General features: G+C 52.7%; 15 protein-coding genes and 1 tRNA gene. 8 read left to right on the forward strand and 8 right to left on the reverse strand.

The window, feature by feature from the left end; genetic code table 11:
• Nucleotides 1-356: 356 nt before the first annotated feature.
• Nucleotides 357-1,334, reverse strand: a complete 978-nt coding sequence (locus tag EV681_RS09420) for an alpha/beta fold hydrolase (RefSeq protein WP_130303799.1) — start codon at nt 1,332-1,334, stop codon at nt 357-359.
• A gap of 77 nt (nt 1,335-1,411) precedes the next feature.
• Here EV681_RS09420 and EV681_RS09425 point away from each other — a divergent pair, with 77 nt between their 5' ends.
• Complete coding sequence (locus EV681_RS09425; RefSeq protein WP_128394351.1) at nt 1,412-1,867, forward strand: Rrf2 family transcriptional regulator; 456 nt, start codon at nt 1,412-1,414, stop codon at nt 1,865-1,867.
• A 465-nt stretch (nt 1,868-2,332) separates the two neighbouring features.
• Here the strand turns inward: EV681_RS09425 and EV681_RS09430 are convergent, their stop codons facing one another.
• Nucleotides 2,333-3,322, reverse strand: coding sequence for a Bug family tripartite tricarboxylate transporter substrate binding protein (locus EV681_RS09430; RefSeq protein WP_128394350.1), 990 nt, complete (start codon nt 3,320-3,322; stop codon nt 2,333-2,335).
• Between the two features lie 365 nt (nt 3,323-3,687).
• Here EV681_RS09430 and EV681_RS09435 point away from each other — a divergent pair.
• A tRNA-Leu gene (locus EV681_RS09435) sits at nt 3,688-3,772 on the forward strand.
• 735 nt (nt 3,773-4,507) lie between these two features.
• Nucleotides 4,508-4,963, forward strand: a complete 456-nt coding sequence (locus EV681_RS09440; protein WP_128394349.1) for a DIP1984 family protein — start codon at nt 4,508-4,510, stop codon at nt 4,961-4,963.
• A 487-nt stretch (nt 4,964-5,450) separates the two neighbouring features.
• Here EV681_RS09440 and EV681_RS09445 read toward each other — a convergent pair whose 3' ends face one another.
• Both EV681_RS09445 and EV681_RS09450 read right to left on the reverse strand, forming a co-directional pair.
• A complete protein-coding gene (locus EV681_RS09445) occupies nt 5,451-5,669 on the reverse strand; it encodes an HP1242/YdcH family protein (protein ID WP_014750489.1) in 219 nt (72 codons plus the stop codon).
• A gap of 123 nt (nt 5,670-5,792) precedes the next feature.
• Entirely contained in the window at nt 5,793-6,908 is a 1,116-nt protein-coding gene (locus tag EV681_RS09450; protein ID WP_128394347.1) for an AI-2E family transporter, read from the reverse strand.
• A 110-nt stretch (nt 6,909-7,018) separates the two neighbouring features.
• Between EV681_RS09450 and EV681_RS09455 the strand changes: the two genes are divergently transcribed.
• Nucleotides 7,019-7,612, forward strand: a complete 594-nt coding sequence (locus tag EV681_RS09455) for a transglycosylase SLT domain-containing protein (RefSeq protein WP_130303800.1) — start codon at nt 7,019-7,021, stop codon at nt 7,610-7,612.
• Between the two features lie 57 nt (nt 7,613-7,669).
• Here EV681_RS09455 and EV681_RS09460 read toward each other — a convergent pair whose 3' ends face one another.
• The 3 genes from EV681_RS09460 to EV681_RS09470 all read right to left on the reverse strand — a co-directional run bounded on the left by EV681_RS09460 (nt 7,670) and on the right by EV681_RS09470 (nt 10,906).
• The gene (locus EV681_RS09460) at nt 7,670-8,869 is read right to left on the reverse strand and encodes a benzoate/H(+) symporter BenE family transporter (RefSeq protein ID WP_130303801.1); all 1,200 of its coding nucleotides are present in this window, start codon (nt 8,867-8,869) and stop codon (nt 7,670-7,672) included.
• 18 nt (nt 8,870-8,887) lie between these two features.
• Nucleotides 8,888-9,568: a transcriptional repressor LexA gene (lexA, locus tag EV681_RS09465; RefSeq protein ID WP_128394344.1), complete on the reverse strand. Its 681-nt coding sequence runs from the start codon at nt 9,566-9,568 to the stop codon at nt 8,888-8,890.
• A 138-nt stretch (nt 9,569-9,706) separates the two neighbouring features.
• The gene (locus EV681_RS09470; RefSeq protein ID WP_128394343.1) at nt 9,707-10,906 is read right to left on the reverse strand and encodes an amino acid aminotransferase; all 1,200 of its coding nucleotides are present in this window, start codon (nt 10,904-10,906) and stop codon (nt 9,707-9,709) included.
• Between the two features lie 102 nt (nt 10,907-11,008).
• Between EV681_RS09470 and uvrB the strand changes: the two genes are divergently transcribed.
• Complete coding sequence (uvrB, locus tag EV681_RS09475; protein ID WP_128394342.1) at nt 11,009-13,030, forward strand: excinuclease ABC subunit UvrB; 2,022 nt, start codon at nt 11,009-11,011, stop codon at nt 13,028-13,030.
• A gap of 133 nt (nt 13,031-13,163) precedes the next feature.
• Complete coding sequence (locus tag EV681_RS09480) at nt 13,164-13,673, forward strand: hypothetical protein (protein WP_014750496.1); 510 nt, start codon at nt 13,164-13,166, stop codon at nt 13,671-13,673.
• A gap of 208 nt (nt 13,674-13,881) precedes the next feature.
• On the opposite strand, the gene EV681_RS09485 is transcribed toward EV681_RS09480, so the two are convergent.
• Nucleotides 13,882-14,787 (reverse strand): recombination-associated protein RdgC, encoded by a 906-nt coding sequence (locus tag EV681_RS09485; protein WP_128394341.1) that lies wholly within the window; start codon nt 14,785-14,787, stop codon nt 13,882-13,884.
• Nucleotides 14,788-15,647: 860 nt separating this feature from the next.
• On the opposite strand from EV681_RS09485, the gene recA reads away from it, so the two are divergent.
• Nucleotides 15,648-16,727, forward strand: a complete 1,080-nt coding sequence (recA, locus tag EV681_RS09490) for a recombinase RecA (protein ID WP_128394340.1) — start codon at nt 15,648-15,650, stop codon at nt 16,725-16,727.
• Nucleotides 16,696-17,199 carry a recombination regulator RecX gene (gene recX, locus EV681_RS09495; protein WP_128394339.1) on the forward strand — a complete coding sequence of 168 codons (504 nt, stop codon included), beginning with the start codon at nt 16,696-16,698 and terminating at the stop codon, nt 17,197-17,199. The genes recA and recX overlap by 32 nt, the downstream gene beginning before the upstream one ends.
• The last annotated feature ends 64 nt before the right edge of the window (nt 17,200-17,263 follow it).

Below are 17,263 nucleotides of genomic sequence, written 5' to 3' on the forward strand. Positions count from 1 at the left end.
TTTCACTTGAATAAATTAAGTGTGAAAAAGCAAATGTCACCGAAAAAATGGATTTTCTTCTTTTGCGAAGAAAGTAAACCGTGATTACTAACAGGGCTCGCTCTGGACAATCTCTTGCTTAGACAGTTGTAGTTCGGAAAATATCAAGATCAGAAGGTTGTTTTGAAGAGGGTGGCATTGCAACGCGCCAACTCCGGATTATTTCCGCGACGAGGCCTCGATCCGCACTTGCGCCGTAAGAGCCAGATCCTGGGTGCCGGCATGATCGTAGAGATCATGATCATTGCCGCGCCGAATTTGATCCCGAATGCGGCGTGAAATTGTCGTTGCCAATGGCGCAGCTGTTCAGACCTGCCCTAGAGGGTATGTAAGAACCGGACGAGCGCTGTGTTGACTTCTCCAGGCGCCTCCTGTTGCAACCAGTGTCCCGCGCCTGGAATCACCTTAGCGGAACGCAATTGAGGCACAAGTTGGGGCATCGCCTTGATGATTTGGTCCATTCCCGGGATCGCTAGACCTGTATCCCGCTCGCCTACAAGAAAGAGTGCTGGTACCTCGATTTGCTTTCCTGCGAAAGCGCTTTGCAACATCCAATTCCGATCCAGATTCCGGTAGTAGTTCAGTCCACCTCGAAAGCCGCTCCCCCGAAAGCTTTCCGCGAAGATATCCAGATCGGCTTGTTCGAGCCAGGATGGGAGTGTCGTGGGATCTGGAAGCGAGTCCAGCAGTCCTTGCCCACGAGCCACCATCCCAAACGGATTGGGCGTGTTTGGATCTGTTCGTGGCCCAGCGTCTCCAGACGCAGCGAAGTAGATCTTCCGGAGGGTTGAAGCGGGGTCTCTATCGAACTCCTGTTCGGCTACGTTTGGCTGACTGAAGTAGTGCGTGTAGAAGATCGCCGTCGCGGCTTGTGGGAATATCTGACTTGGTGGGGCCGGTGCGCGTCCCATCATCGGTACACCTAACGCAACTACGGCACGGAATCGATCGGGGCGTAGCTGTGCTGCTTGCCAAGCGATCGTTGCGCCCCAATCTCCTCCCATAATCACCGCTTCACGCGCGCCTTCGGCATCCATAAGGGCAACGAGGTCGCCTACCACATCCAAGGTAGTAAACGCTGCGGGGTCGGGCGGACTGTCGCTGTTGCCGTAGCCGCGCAAATCGGGCGCTACCGCTCGAAAGCCAGCTTCGGCAAGGGCGGACAATTGATGTCGCCAAGCGTAGGCTGTCTCAGGGAAACCATGGCAGAGAAGCACTAAAGGGCCTTCGCCTTCCTCGGTGATGTGAAGCCTGAGCCCGTTGGCCTTTACGTACCGCTGGTTTCGATTGCTCATCAATGCCTCTCACTCAAAGTTTAGGATGGAAGTATGTTATCGTAACTATCATTGTTACGCAATATTTTGAGTTCCTCATGGCACACGACACCCGCCTTGCCCGTTTACTTCATGTGCTGATTCACATGCATTTGCGTGGTGGCACCACGACGTCCGAAAACCTCGCCAAGATGTTGCACACCAACCCGGTAGTAGTACGTCGGACCTTGGCCACTCTGCGCGACGCTGGTCTTGTCACTTCGGTAGGAGGACGTAATGGAGGGTGGTCGCTCTTGCAAGATTTGAGCAGTACAACCGCGAGGGATGTGTATGAAGCTATTCCTCACAGTGCGGTCTTTGCCATTGCTCCGGCTGATGACAATCCGCAATGCCCGGTGGAAGGCGCTGTCAATAGATTTATCGTCCAGGCCATGCACGACTCAGAGCAAGTCCTGTTGGCCCGACTGGAAGGGCATTCACTGTCCGAGCTTGCGCAGATGATCCTTTTGCCTGTGGAAGGGGACCGGCGTAACGCACTTGGACACTCGAAATAGGGCGCGTCGATTTGTTTGGTTCACAGCTAGTGGGTCGGAAAACTCTGAGATATCAGGGGTATACAAACTTGAGTGGTGGACGATGGTAGTGCCCACAGCTCAAAACTTAATGATCAACGGGATGGAAAATTCAATACCGAATGACGGGTGTGTTTAAAACTGAATGCCGATCGGCACCTGAGACAGGGCTTGGCACAGCAGCACTTTGTCTGGTATCAGTTTATGAAGACCAAAACTTGTAAATTATCAATTTATAGAAAAACAGAATATCGATAAGCAATCTATGATTATTTAAGAAATTGATCTTTTAGAGAAATCAATATCGATATTCCGAAACGTCGACATCTGGCGCGGCACGTGAATCAGGTCCAACAACAAATCAGACACGTTCTGCTGGCCGATATATAGCGGTTAATTCACCCGGTTTTATTTATCAGTCTATAGTCGTTGGCTAATATGTGACGATCAATTGGCCGCCAATCCGGCCTGCTGGATAATCGCCCGATTATTACGCGACTCTTCATCAATAACTCGCTGAAAGACCGCAGCTGTGCCGCCACTGGGGATATTGCCCGATTGCCGCAGGCTGTCTGCTATATCACGATCTTGCAATGCCGCGTCGAACGCTTTGTTCAGTTTCTCGATCACCGTGGTTGGTGTACCGGCCGGCGCGACGATACCAAAATTGGATTTCAGATTTGCCTTGGGCTGCCCCAGTTCTGTGAATGTGGGCGTCTCGGGCAGGCCCTCGATGCGTTGCTCGGCGCCAATCGCCAGCGCATGCAGTTTGCCTGCCTTGATGTTTTCTATCAAGGTAGCGGAAACATTGGTGGAGAACACTTCGAATTGTCCCCCCAGCGCATCGTTCATTTGCTGGCTGCCACCTTTATAGGGAATCAGGTTCATGTCCAGCCCTGCGTCGTGAGAGATCTGGCCGAACATGATATGCCCGATTGTGCCCATCCCTGACGTTGCCCAACGCAGCTTGCCTGGCGCCTGTTTTGCTGTCTTGATGAAGCCGTTGAAATCGCTGGCCTGCAGCGTTTGCGTTCCCAACAGAACGACTGGAGAATACATGATGCCGATCACCGATGTGACGGCTTTCTCTGGAGCGTAATTGACTTTGGAGAAGTACGGCGTCAATGTCAGCGGGCTGGTGGCTGAAAAGGCCAGTGTATAGCCGTCAGGCTTGGCTCGGGAGACTTCGGCGATATTGATCGTGCCGCCGGCGCCAGGGCGGTTCTCCACGATGACCGGCACCTTGAGCGTATCGGCAACTTTCTCAGCAAGTTTGCGCGCAACTACATCGCTCAGGCCACCAGCAGGATAACCGACCGACAGCCGGATGGCCTTTTCGGGAAACTCAGCAGCTGCAGCCAGGGGGATGATTGTGGTACTAATGGCAGCTGCGATGAATCGCTGCAGGAACCGAGAAGCGTTGGAAAGGGTTGTCATGTTGGCAAAAGAAAAAAAGGTTGAGCAGTGAAAAAGAAGTGCAGGGCGCGCTGTTAACGGGCGCTGCGTGTCATCATTGATTATATGACATATGCTATTGCTTTCAGGACCATGCGCGTGCTCTGTGCCAGCATGAGAAAGTGAAGCTTGCTACGAGCTCGGGTACGCAGGCGGGTGCTTGGGATTTGTGCCGTTTCAAGGCGTATCCAGGCAGGTGCTGCGTCTGGCCTGAAGTATTTTTACAACAATCCACGCTTTTTCGTAAGTTTTTTCAAGAAAGCGGGGGCACCCACTGGTGTTTTTTTTGGGGAGTCTATATAATCCTTGTCTTAGCTCTTCAACAGTAAACGACAGTTTTCTGTTTTGCCCAGGTGGCGGAATTGGTAGACGCGCATGGTTCAGGTCCATGTGCCTTCGGGTGTGGGGGTTCGAGTCCCCCCTTGGGCACCACTGCTTTTTTATGATTGTTATGAAAACGGTCATATTTATTAGCAGTAATTTCCAGTTATTTTACAGGTACTACTTCTCTGTATTTTTCAGCGCCAACATTGGCCGCTTTATCAAAAAAATCAACTATTCCAAGATAAGCTGCATAAGCTCGTAGCGAGCTGGCTGCATAAACGATCCTGTAAAAATACAGTTCAAAAAATCAGTTACGAACATTGCCCACAGCATCAAAAAGCAATACCAAGCAACACACTGTGTATGTTTGTAGCCGCTGCATCTATGCCCGCCTCAGATGCGCACGCATCTAAATAAACGCTTTAATCATTGCCTATGCTCGCAGATGCACGTATCGTGAGGAGCAACCGGCAACAAGGGCAATAAACGGCCAGTGAGAGTATTTTTATCGGGAAAGGCCTTACATGCAGTTTGATCGCCAATCAACACCGCAATTCCCGCTGTAATGTGGCGCCGGGTAGATTTTGCGTACGGCGTGGAGTCACTGTCTGTCCGATGTTCATCATTGTAGGAGCGACGGTGGTCGCTTCTGTCGTCCATCCAGATCCGTAACGCGTATATGCCACTGGCATCCTTGCTGTTGGCAAAGTGCCTGACTCCAGGTTAGTGGTCAAGAGAAGGCATATTGTGCTAGAATTTTTTTGCCACCTGTCGGGTGAGCCATCTGCCGCTTGCGGGTGCGATTCGTAAGGTTATACAGGTTGTACAAGAGGAACATGAAAGATGAAACTGGCCGAAGCCCTGGCGTTACGAGCCGATAGCCAGACGCGTCTGGCGCAGCTCAAGGCGCGTCTGTTGCGTAATGCTGCTGTGCAGGAAGGAGAGTCGCCGGCTGAAGAACCCCATATGCTGTTGGCGCAGTACGATGCGCTTTGCGCCGAGCTGGTACAACTGATTCGACGTATCAATCAAACCAATTCGGTGACAAATGTCGCGGGTAAAACCATGACAGAGGCATTGGCAGAGCGTGATGTTCTTAAGCAGCGTCACGCGACCTATATTGAGCTGGCGCAAGCGGGCACGATCTCACGATCGGTTGTTACTCGTTCAGAGGTGCGGTTTAAAAGCACTATTGATGTGGCAAGCATACAGAAACAGGCAGACTTGCTGGCCAGGTCGTTACGCGAGCTTGATGCGCGAATTCAGGAGGCAAACTGGCAGGTGAGTTTGCAGGATTGACAGAACGCCGGTAACCGGTGGCGATGCGAACGCAACCCTTTCCAGCGGGGCAAGCTGGAGCATAGTGGTGCAAGGGGCTGCACCGTGGGCTCAAGCCCGATCATGTACAAAGCACGCCCAGCATTCTTACATCAGTACGCAGCACATTTCACAATATACAACCATGCGTTGGTCGCCCATTCGGTGAGGGTGGGTCAGGGGAATCAATGTAGCCGTAGCGCATTGGGTGTTCTGTCAGATACCATACTGCCAAGCCAAGCCAAGCCAAGCCAAGCCAATAGCGCAGAAAAACGCTCCAGCGCCATTGGTCATGAATGTTCGTAAGCAGATCTTCGGAAAGAGGAATTCGGCAGTGAATATTCGTTAATGAGAATTTACCAATATAGATTTGCCAATAATATCGGTGCTTGATGCGGCCAGTGTTTGCTGCCTATTTTACGACTGTACCGAAAACGGGGCGTTGCACCCCGTTTCGTGATGTTGCGGATCAGGTGGCCGCTCTTTCCTTCAGCATGCTGTAGAGCTGATCCTTGAGCTGTAGTTTTTCTTTTTTCTTTTTCTCGATTTCAGTATGTTTTTCACTGAAATCCTGTGTTTCAAGATTCTGTAATTCCTGGTCCAGATCATTATGCTTTTTGAAAAGGCGCTTGAAATTGGCGTCTTCTTCTTTGAGCCGGGATATTAAATCACGATATTCAGGGAACATACCGAGGACCTCCGTCTGTAGTGAGTTGGAAAATCCATTATACAGACAAAGAATGCCGCAACCAAAATTTCAGCTGCGGCATTAATTTACTAATAAAAACAGTATGTTAAGAAACAATTCCAGCTATTTTGCAGGTGGGGGCGGGCGGCGGTGTGTTGCTGGTACCGCCTTGTTTTTATCGTTCAGATTGACCGCTGCAGGAAACAAATCCCAAATGGCGATGAACATGGCGGCAATCAGCGGGCCGATCACAAAGCCGGTCAGGCCAAACAGGGAAAGGCCCCCGAGCGTGGAAATCAGAACCAGATAATCCGGCATTTTCGTGTCTTTTCCCACCAGCAACGGGCGAAGAATATTGTCCGACAGGCCGATGACCAAAAAGCCGAACAGCACCAGGATAATGCCATTCCACAAGTGACCTGTAATCAAAAAGTACACGGCAACGGGCAGCCAGACAATGGCCGCACCCACGGCGGGCAGCAGAGACAGGAAGCCCATGATCACGCCCCACAGCAGCGCGCCCTGAATTCCCAGGATCCAGAAAATCATACCGCCGAGTACACCCTGCACCGCCGCGATGACCACATTGCCCTTGACTGTTGCCCGCACCACTGTATTGAATTTCTGGAACAGAAACTGTTTGTGATCGTCGGTCAGTGGAATCAGGTTTTTGATACGGCTTGTGAGCGCCGGTCCATCCTTGAGCAGGAAAAACAGCAAATACAGCATAATGCAGAATTCAACCAGGAATGCGAAGAAGTTCTGGCCAATATCGAGGGCCTGCGTGGCCAGATACTTACTGCCCTGCATCATGCCAGATGAAATTTTGGCATAAAGTGAAGACAGGTTATAAATTTCGAACCTGGCCAGAAAATCACGGACCGATGTGGGCAGTGCATCTGATACCTGCCGGATGTATTCGGCGATATTAAATTGGCCTGATTCTATACGCTGATAGAACAACAGCGATTCGTTGATCAGCGAGATGGAGATCAGTATCAGTGGAATGATGGCAATCAGCAGGCAGATAATAAGTGTGATGATCGATACACTGGTGTTTCTGCCAGGCATGCGTTCCAGTATCCACAGTTGCAGTGGACGAAACAGTACAGCCAGGACAATTGCCCAGAAGATTGCGCCGTAAAAGGGTACGAGCATTCTCAGGAATGCGAGCGAGACCGCAATCAGAATGATGATAAAGGTATTGAAGTAAATACCGGAGCGGTTCAGATAAGCCATAATGGTGCCTAACCCTAAATTAGGATGATGCCCATTCTAGATGATTTTTTTCCGATTCAAGAATATATTCTTTACAATATTTGCAAATAGGCGATTAAGGTAATTAACCCATGCTGCAATTGAAAACAATATTTACAATCGGCATGCTGGCCGGTGTTGTAACACTGGCTGGTTGCGCTACAGCGCCGCCGAAAAATGCGGAAGATCTGTGCGCGATATTTCAGGAAAAACCGCAGTGGCGCACTGCGGCGCTGGCCATGCAGAACAAATGGGGCGTGCCCATCCCGGTGCCCTTTGCCATGATGTACCAGGAATCGTCGTATCGACACGATGCGAAGCCTCCCAAAAACTATTTGCTGTGGTTTATTCCCTGGGGGCGGGTCAGTTCAGCCTATGGATATGCGCAGGCCAAAGACGAGGTGTGGGGCGATTACGAGCGCGAAACCGGCCAGAGTGCCAGCCGCGACAGCTTTGAAGATGCACTGGATTTCATGGGTTGGTATATGTCCAAGGCGCAGGTGCTTAACGGCACGTCCAAATGGGATGCCTACGGACAGTATTTGAATTATCATGAGGGTTGGAGTGGCTATCGCAACCAAAGCTATCAGGCGAAAGCCTGGCTCATGCGTACGGCCGAAATTGTCAGGGAGCGGGCGGCGCGTTACACAACCCAGTATAACCAGTGCCGTGCCCAATTGATGTAATGAGAAAGCGGCCACTACCCAAAAAGCAGCCAATATCCGGGTTATAAGCTGGTCGCATTATGCCGCTGCCTTGCGCGGTTTACGCCGCCACACCAGAATGGCATAGGCAGCCACGCCGGCAATCAGGCCCCAGAATGCCGAGCCGACGCCAAAGAACGAGACGCCGGATGCGGTCATCAGAAACGTGATGACGCCGGCCTCACGTTCTGATTCCTCAGCCATGGCGCCGGCCAGTCCCGAGGAGAGGGCGCCCAGCAAAGCCAGGCCGGCCAGAGAGGCAACAAATGTTTCCGGTATGGCAATAAATAGCGTGGTCACCACGGTCGCAAACAAACCGAAAAATATATAGAATACGCCGCACACAATACCTGCCACATAACGTCGTTGCGGATCAGGATGGCATTCCGGGCCGGTACATATTGCAGCGGTGATCGCGGCCAGCGTGGTGCCGTGCAGGCCGAAAGGGGCAAACAGAACGGTCGAGATGCCAGTGGTGGTAATAAGCGGTGAGATCGGCGTATGGTGATATCCGCTGGACTGCAGGACGGCAACGCCCGGTGCGTATTGCGAGGCCAGTGCGACAAAGGCCAGTGGAATACCGACACCGACAAGCGCCGGTACTGACAGGCCCGGTATCGTAAACTCAGGGACCACGAGGCTGAAGCTGAGCACCTGCGTGTTCAGCTGCCCCAGCGCGACACACACCGCGATACCGGTAAGCAGTGCCGCCAGTACCGCATAGCGCGGTATGACGCGCTTGGTGACCAGGTACGCCAGAATGATCGGCAGCACCAGCGTCGGGGCCTGTTGCAGCGATACAAACAGATGAGCGCCAAATGCAAACAGGATGCCGGCCAGCATGCCCGAGACAATACTGCGGGGTACATGCTGCATCAGGCGGGAAAACAGGCCGCTGATGCCCAGCAACACAACCAGGAGTGCGGCAAATATATACGCGCCAACAATATCGTTGTAGGAATATTGGGGAAGGGCATCGATAAGCAGCGCCGCACCGCCGGTGGAAAAAGCGCAGACGATGGGCGTGCGATAGCGGATGCTGAGCCAGAGGCCGCATACGCCGCTGGTGATGGACATGGCCCAGATCCAGCTGGTAAGTTGCATCTGGCTGAGCCCGCCAGCCTTGGCCGCCTGAATAATAATGGCTACCGGCCCGGTCAGGGAAACCAGGACGGTAATCAGTCCTGCAATGGCCGCCGACGTGGAGAAGTCTTTTTTGAAATACTGCCAGGCATTCATAGCGGCACCGAAAGGGAATCAGTGCAGATTATGCGGCCTGATCAGCCCGACTGCAATCCCTTCGATGGCAAAATCATTTTCGTCTGAGACAATAATGGGGGAAAAATCGTCGTTTTCCGGCAGCAGTTCGACAACACGACCCCGGCGGTTAAAGCGCTTGACTGTTACCTCATCATCAATGCGGGCAACGACGATTTGGCCATTGCGGGCGTCTGGCGAGCGTTTGACGGCGAGCAGATCGCCATCCATGATGCCGATGTTTTGCATACTCTGCCCCTTGACGGTGAGCAGATAATCGGGCTGCTGTTCGAAGAGGGACGGGTCAACCGAGAGTTCGCGATGGATATGTTCTGTGGCCAGGATGGGGTTACCGGCTGCCACCTTGCCAACCACGGGTAGTATCAGCTGACGCAAACTGTCTGCCAGAGAAACGCCGACACTGGCTGAGGTGCTGCCTGACGACGCGCCTGCTGCTGATTCGGCATCTTCGACAAGACGGATACCGCGCGAGGCCCCCGCTGTAAGCGTAATAGCCCCTTTGCGAGCAAGCGCGCGCAAATGATCTTCCGCAGCATTGGGCGATTTGAATCCCAGCGCCGCGGCAATCTCTGCACGGGTTGGCGGAAAGCCGGTACGGTCCACGGCGGCTTTGATCAGATTCAAAATTTCCTGCTGGCGCGCGGTAAGTTTCAGGCTCATGATTCCCCGGAATGAAAGAGACAGATAAAAAAACGGACTGTATGTATATACAGTCCGTATTCTGACGCATTCACCGGCGGTTGGCAAGCGTTTTCATTGACAAATTGCCCGCAGGCCGCGGATTTGCGTAGCCACTGATTACAGTACGGCGGCGATCGCCTTTACCACGCTGTCAATATTGCGGCTATTGAGCGCAGCAACGCAGATCCGGCCGCTGTTGACGGCATAGATGCCATGCTCGTTGCGCAGACGCTCTACTTGCTCTTTGGTCAGGCCCGAATAGGAGAACATGCCGCGCTGGGACATAACAAAACTGAAGTCCTGTTTGACACCAGCGGCATTCAGTTTGTCAGTGAGCTGCTTGCGCATATCGCGAATGCGTTCGCGCATCTGCGCCAGTTCGCTTTCCCACTGGGCGAACAATTCCGGCGTGTTCAGGATCTGCGCCACCACCATTCCGCCATGGGTAGGCGGGTTGGAATAGTTGGTGCGGATAACCCGCTTGATCTGACTCAGGACACGCGTGGCTTCATCCTTGCTGGTTGTCACGACTGTGAGCGCGCCCACACGTTCGCCATACAAAGAGAAGGATTTGGAGAAGGAGGAGCTGATGAACATGGACATGCCAAGATCGGCGAACAGGCGCACCACGGCTGCGTCTTCCTGCAAGCCTTCGCCAAAACCCTGATAAGCGATGTCAAGGAAGGGCACCAGGTTGCGCTCTTTGACCAGGGTGGCGATCTGCTGCCATTGCTCCAGGGTCGGGTCGACACCGGTTGGGTTATGGCAGCAGGCATGCAGCACGATGATGGACCCTTGCGGCATGGCTTTGACCGCGGCCGCGAATCCGTCAAAATTCAGGCCGTGAGTAGCCGCATCATAATAGCTATAGGTTTGCACGTTGAAACCGGCACGTTCGAACAGCGCACGGTGGTTTTCCCAACTTGGGTCGCTGATATAAACGGTTGCATCCGGTTGCAGCTGCTTCAGGAAGTCGGCGCCAATTTTCAGTGCGCCTGTACCGCCCAGTGCCTGAAAGGTGAGGGTGCGGCCTTCGGTAATGACGGCTGATTCCTTGCCGAAGAGCAGTTCCTGCGCTCCCTTGTTGTAATTGACGATGCCTTCAATAGGCAGGTAGCCGCGTGCCGCGTGCGCCTGGACGCGCTGATTTTCGGCTTCCTGAACTGCCTTGAGCAGTGGAATCTTGCCGTTGTCATCGTAATACACGCCTACACCCAGATTTACCTTGGTATCACGGGTATCAGCGTTGTACTGTTCATTCAAACCCAGAATGGGATCACGGGGGGCGAGCTCGACGGCATTGAAAAGAGTGGTCATCGTTATATACAGAAGTAAGGTTGCAGGGAAGGTCAAATAAGGTGGATAATGAATGATTGTACGCCTAAATCAGTGCCAAATTAACCCCTGGATGCACAATCTATGAGCGAAGCCGGATTTATCGAATTTGCCGACAGCCCGTTTCAGCTATACCAGCCTTATCCGCCTGCGGGCGACCAGCCCGCCGCAATCGACGCCCTGACCCAAGGGATCGAAGACGGCCTGATGTACCAGACGCTGCTTGGCGTCACCGGGTCGGGCAAAACCTTCACTATGGCCAATGTTATCGCCCGCATGGGTCGTCCGGCGCTGGTGCTGGCCCCGAACAAGACACTGGCAGCCCAGTTGTATTCGGAGTTTCGGGAATTTTTCCCGCGCAATGCGGTGGAATATTTTGTGTCTTACTACGATTACTATCAGCCCGAAGCCTATGTGCCCACGCGCGATCTGTTCATTGAAAAAGACTCGTCCATTAACGAACATATAGAACAGATGCGTCTGTCGGCAACCAAAAGCCTGCTGGAGCGGCGCGACACCATTATTGTCGGTACGGTCTCCTGCATTTACGGTATTGGTAACCCGGGAGATTACCACGCCATGGTGCTGGTGCTTCGCACCGGTGATCGCACGCCGCGTCAGGAGATCCTGGCGCGCCTGGTGTCCATGCAGTACGAGCGCAATGATATTGATTTCACGCGGGGCACGTTCCGTGTGCGCGGTGAAGTGATTGACATTTTCCCGGCAGAGAGTGCCGAGCTGGCAGTCAGGCTGAGCCTGTTTGATGACGAGCTCGAGAGTATTGATCTGTTTGACCCGCTGACCGGTAAAATCCGCCAGCGCGTTCCCCGGTTTACCGTCTATCCGAGTTCACATTATGTGACCCCGCGCGATACGGTGTTGCGGGCCATTGAAACCATCAAGGAAGAGCTGCGCGATCGCACCAAATTCTTTGTGGACAATAACCAGCTGGTTGAGGCCCAGCGCATCGAACAGCGCACCCGGTTCGACATCGAAATGTTGCAGGAGCTGGGTTTTTGCAAGGGGATCGAAAACTACTCCCGCCATTTGTCTGGCGCGGCGCCCGGCGATCCACCTCCGACGCTGATCGATTATCTGCCACAAGACGCGCTCATGTTCTTTGACGAGAGCCACTGGATGATGGGGCAGTTGCGCGCCATGTATCGCGGCGATAGGTCGCGCAAGGAGACCCTGGTGCAGTTTGGTTTTCGTCTGCCGTCGGCGATGGACAACCGGCCGCTGAAGATGGAAGAGTTCGAACAGCGTGTCCGGCAAAGTGTATTTGTCTCGGCCACGCCTGCAGATTATGAAAATGAGCATTCCGACAATATAGTGCGACAGGTGGTGCGACCCACTGGCCTGGTCGATCCCATGGTCGAGGTGCGTCCGGCGCTCACCCAGGTGGATGATCTGCTGGGTGAGGCCAAGTTGCGTATTGCGGTCGGCGATCGGGTGCTGGTAACCACACTGACCAAGCGCATGGCAGAGGATCTGACCGATTACCTGACCGAAAGTGGCATGAAAGTGCGTTATCTGCATTCGGATATCGATACGGTCGAGCGGGTTGAAATTATTCGCGATCTGCGCCTGGGCCATTTCGATATTCTGGTGGGCATCAACCTGCTGCGCGAAGGACTGGATATTCCCGAGGTCTCTCTGGTGGCTATTCTGGACGCCGATAAGGAAGGCTTTCTGCGTTCCGAACGCAGTCTGATCCAGACCATTGGGCGTGCAGCACGGAATTTGAACGGCCGGGCCATCCTGTATGCCGATCGCATTACCGACTCCATGCGCCGCGCCATGGATGAGACCGAAAAGCGTCGCAATCTGCAGATTGCGTTCAACACTGAGAACGGTATTGTGCCGCAAGGCGTGCGCAAGTCGGTACGCGAAATGATCGACGGTGTAATCCAGGATGCTCCCGAGGCACTCACTGCCGAAGATATCCGTCTTGAGTCGCTGCTGGTGGATGAAAAGGCGCTGGCCAAAGAGATTCGCCGGCTGGAAAAACAGATGCAGGATCACGCCCGCAATCTGGAGTTCGAACAGGCGGCGGCGGCCCGGGATCAACTGACTCGTCTTAAGGAAATGGTGCTGTTGCGCTGACAGCTACCGGTGCAGCAATACCTTTATAAGCAACCATAATCAATATTTCATTCGGGCCACGGTGGCGGTTTAAGCTGCCTATAAATCAGGTTATGATACAGTCCGTTTTTCAACAAGTTTGATCTGACAAAAAATGCGTGTGAACTCTTTCAGTAAACAATTCATTGCGCTCATTGCCCTGGTGACGGTTTTGAGTGTCATTATTGTCGGATATATCGAGCAGCAGGTCGTCGAGACTGTTGCACAGCCGGTTCCCGCCAAGCAGGAGGCTGAGCAAAAGCATAACGAAGCGCTCATCAATTCGCTCACCAATATGACGCAGAGCGTTCGCTTTCCGCTTAACGAGCATGCCATTATGTACACCGGGTATATTCTGGGGGCAGGGTATTCTTCCTATCAGTTCCGTGCTTTCAAAGATCAGAAACTGAAAGTCAATTTGAAGGGGGATGCTTCCATTGATCTGGCGCTGTTTGGCCAGGAAGCTTATTCGTTGCAGCGCGATACCGAATATATTATTCCGTCTGAAGGACTTTACGAATTGCGGGTTCTGTTCAAGACCGACATGGAGTCACGTCAGGAACAGGCTGCCATTGCTCACAAAGCGACGCCGGTACCTTATACCATCACGATCAATCTGCAGTAAGCAGCCGATAGCTCGGTCGGCGATCGGGATGGGGCAACTGGGCCAGCGGCAAGGCAAGTGGCGGACTGCGGCTTGCCAATGCTACCTGTTACCAAATATTCAGGCTGCCACATAGCTGAACTGCCGCCGTTTCAATATGACCAATAGCACGCTAAAAGTGGTTGTCAAAAAAGGGGCTTTGTGGGCCCCTTTTGTCAAACTGCGGTGTTTATTTGGCAGTCTGTTTTTCGCCACCCAATGCTTCGACCAGCGCACCCAGCAGCCCAGCCAGCTCGGCGGTCATGAGCGTCATATCGGCATCGAAGCGTTCTTCTTCATCCATGGCTGACATATCCTGATTTTCCTTGAGGATGTCCAGCGGCGCAATACGTTTGATGATTAGATTGTCGCTCAATACAAATGAAATACGATCCGACCAGGTCAGCGCCAGCTTGGTGCATTGCTTGCCTGACTGGATATGCTTTTGCACATCTTCCTTTTCGGGGCTCTGGCGAACGTAACGAATAGTCGCCTTGTTCTCTGAAGATGATTGCAGCTCTGTATCCTGGTCGACCGAGAACATCGCAGGCGCTTCGTCAGCAAGCAGCCATTCGGTCATGGCGGCCGCGGGTGACTGTTCGGTGTACAGGCTTTTGAGCGGCAGCGGATCAATGACTTTGGCCAGTGCACCAATCACTTCGTCGGCCTTGGTTGCCGAGGCGGCGTCGATGACCAGCCAATGATTCTGGGTGTCGATCCATACGCGGGTATCACGGAATATGCTGAATGCCTTAGGCAGCAGGGTGTCGGTCACCTGCTCCTTGATTTCACGCATTTGCTTGCGGCCAGGTTTGTATCCTTGCTGCTCTTCGATTTCCTGTGCGCGGACACGGGTAAACTGATTAATGACGGTAGCGGGCAGCAGTTTCTTTTCAATGCGTAGCGACAGCAGGTACTGGCCGCTAAGCGCGTGAGCGAGCATACCGTTTTCCCGAGCAGGCACCCACCCCATGCTGTTCATATCAGATTTATTGCCCGGAACGAAAGCGGCTTTTGCCAGCTTGTCTTCAAGCTCTTCCTGCGTGGGTTTCCAGTCGGCAGCCAGCCGGTAAACACTCAGATTCTTAAACCACATACTTTTACGCCAAAAGTATTTATTGTACCGGCTATCGTTGTCGCACATGCGCCGGGTGCCTGCCTTGCCGCCGAAAACTTTACGCCATTCGATATAATAGGCGAGGGGCTGTTTGTATGAGGCCGGGCAGCCGGTGCGAGCGTCGTCTGCTTTTGCCGCAGGCCTGTTGCATCTGGCGACAGATGGTTTGCCGATGTGTTGGAACAGGTCAAAAAAAACCTGCCCGAAGGCAGGTTAATACGGGTTTCAGTGCTACGTAAAACTTACGGGGTGTAGCACTGACAATGCTGACGAAACTTCAAAAGGGGATTGAAACTTGTCATTTCGTCATCATCAGGAACGAAATATAATGCGTATGCTCTGACAATGTCCTGAATCGGATTGGTAAAGAACTAACAACTCATAAAAAAATGCAGATAATATGATTATACTGGCTAAATATACAGTATAATTTAATGCGATAATATCCGATTATCACAATATGTACGAATCTTGTAATGAATGATCTGTAAAGGGATCCGTAAGGGTGGTCTTTAAAGGATGATCTGTAATGGAAGGTCTCTAATAGAAGATCTCTAATGAATAATCTGTATGGGTTATTTGTGATGGATCGCTTTGATCAGGTACATGTATGAGGCAGGTGAGTGTGAAAACAAGACATTTATCTTCCTTGCACAGTGCGTTTCCATGATCAGCAGTTAGGGGCGGTTTGCGGGTTGGCCCATTGGTTGGCATAGCGGTTTATAGCCAGGCCAGCCTGTGTCAAAATACTGTACTTACGGTATTCACGTCTTTATTCATAAGCAGTTTGTCTATATATTGCGATATCAGGTTTCTCTATTTAGTCACAAGGACCCTCCATGGACGACAAGCAATCCAAAGCCGCACGCGCCGACCGCGCCAAGGCACTCAGCGCAGCACTCTCTCAAATCGAAAAGCAGTTCGGCAAAGGCTCTGTTATGCGCTACGGCGATAACGAAGTTTCGCACGACATCCAGGTCGTCTCCACTGGTTCTCTCGGGCTCGACATTGCGCTGGGCGTAGGTGGGTTGCCGCGTGGCCGTGTTGTGGAAATTTACGGGCCGGAATCTTCTGGTAAGACCACGCTGACGCTTCAGGTCATTGCAGAAATGCAGAAAATCGGTGGCACCTGCGCGTTTATCGACGCCGAGCATGCGCTGGACGTACAGTACGCCTCCAAACTGGGCGTCAATCTGGCAGATCTGCTTATTTCCCAGCCCGACACCGGTGAACAGGCATTGGAAATTACCGATGCGCTGGTGCGCTCCGGATCCGTCGACCTGATTGTTATTGACTCGGTTGCCGCACTGGTGCCTCGCGCAGAAATCGAAGGGGATATGGGCGACAGCCTGCCCGGTTTGCAGGCGCGTCTTATGAGCCAGGCGTTGCGTAAGCTGACCGCATCCATCAAGCGTACCAATTGCATGGTTATCTTCATTAACCAGATTCGAATGAAAATTGGCGTCATGTTCGGTAGCCCAGAAACCACAACGGGTGGTAACGCGCTTAAATTTTATGCATCGGTTCGCCTGGATATCCGCCGTATTGGGTCTATCAAGAAAGGCGATGAGGTTGTCGGCAATGAAACGCGTGTCAAGGTGGTCAAGAACAAGGTTGCACCGCCGTTCAAGCAGGCAGAGTTCGATATTATGTACGGCGCCGGTATTTCGCGCGAGGGCGAGATGATCGATCTGGGCGTGCAGGCCGGTGTTGTAGACAAGGCAGGCGCCTGGTATAGCTACAGCGGCACTCGCATTGGTCAGGGCAAGGACAATGTCCGCGATTACCTGAAAGAGCACAAGGAAATGGCTGTGGAAATTGAAAACCGGGTACGCGAGAATATGGGTGTTATCGCGCGCGCCCAGGAGTTTGTCGCCGATCCGGAAGATGTTGCTCAAGCCGCGGAAGCTGATGAGTGATTTTTCCCAAGGGCAGGGCAGGCGCGGCCAGGGTCGTAGTTTGCTTGCCCGTGGTATTTCGTATCTGTCCAGGCGCGAGCATTCGGAATACGAGCTTAGAAAAAAACTCGCCCCTCACGCCGAAAGCCCGGAAGAGCTTGATGCGGTAATGCTGCGCCTGAAGAAAGAAAACTGGCAATCTGACAGTCGTTTTCTACAGGCGACGGCGAATGTCGCTTCGCAAAAATGGGGGGCAATGCGTATTGCCGCGAAATTGCGGCAACATCACCTTTCTGAAGATGATGTCAATGCTGCGCTTCACAATTTACATGGCTCCGAATACGAGCGTGCCAAAGTGGTCTGGGAAAAAAAATTCAAGGGAGAGGCCTATGCCACTCCCCAGGAATATGCCAAACAAATGCGCTTTCTGCTTAGCCGCGGCTTCTCCGCAGATATTGTAAGAAAGATCATCCGTGCGCCGTCAGACGATTAACTTGCATGCTCAATGCGGTCAGATAGCGGTAGTTAAATAGCTCCAGTAAATGGCCGCATTCAAA

Source organism: Advenella incenata, assembly GCF_004217095.1.
GTDB lineage: Bacteria > Pseudomonadota > Gammaproteobacteria > Burkholderiales > Burkholderiaceae_B > Advenella > Advenella incenata.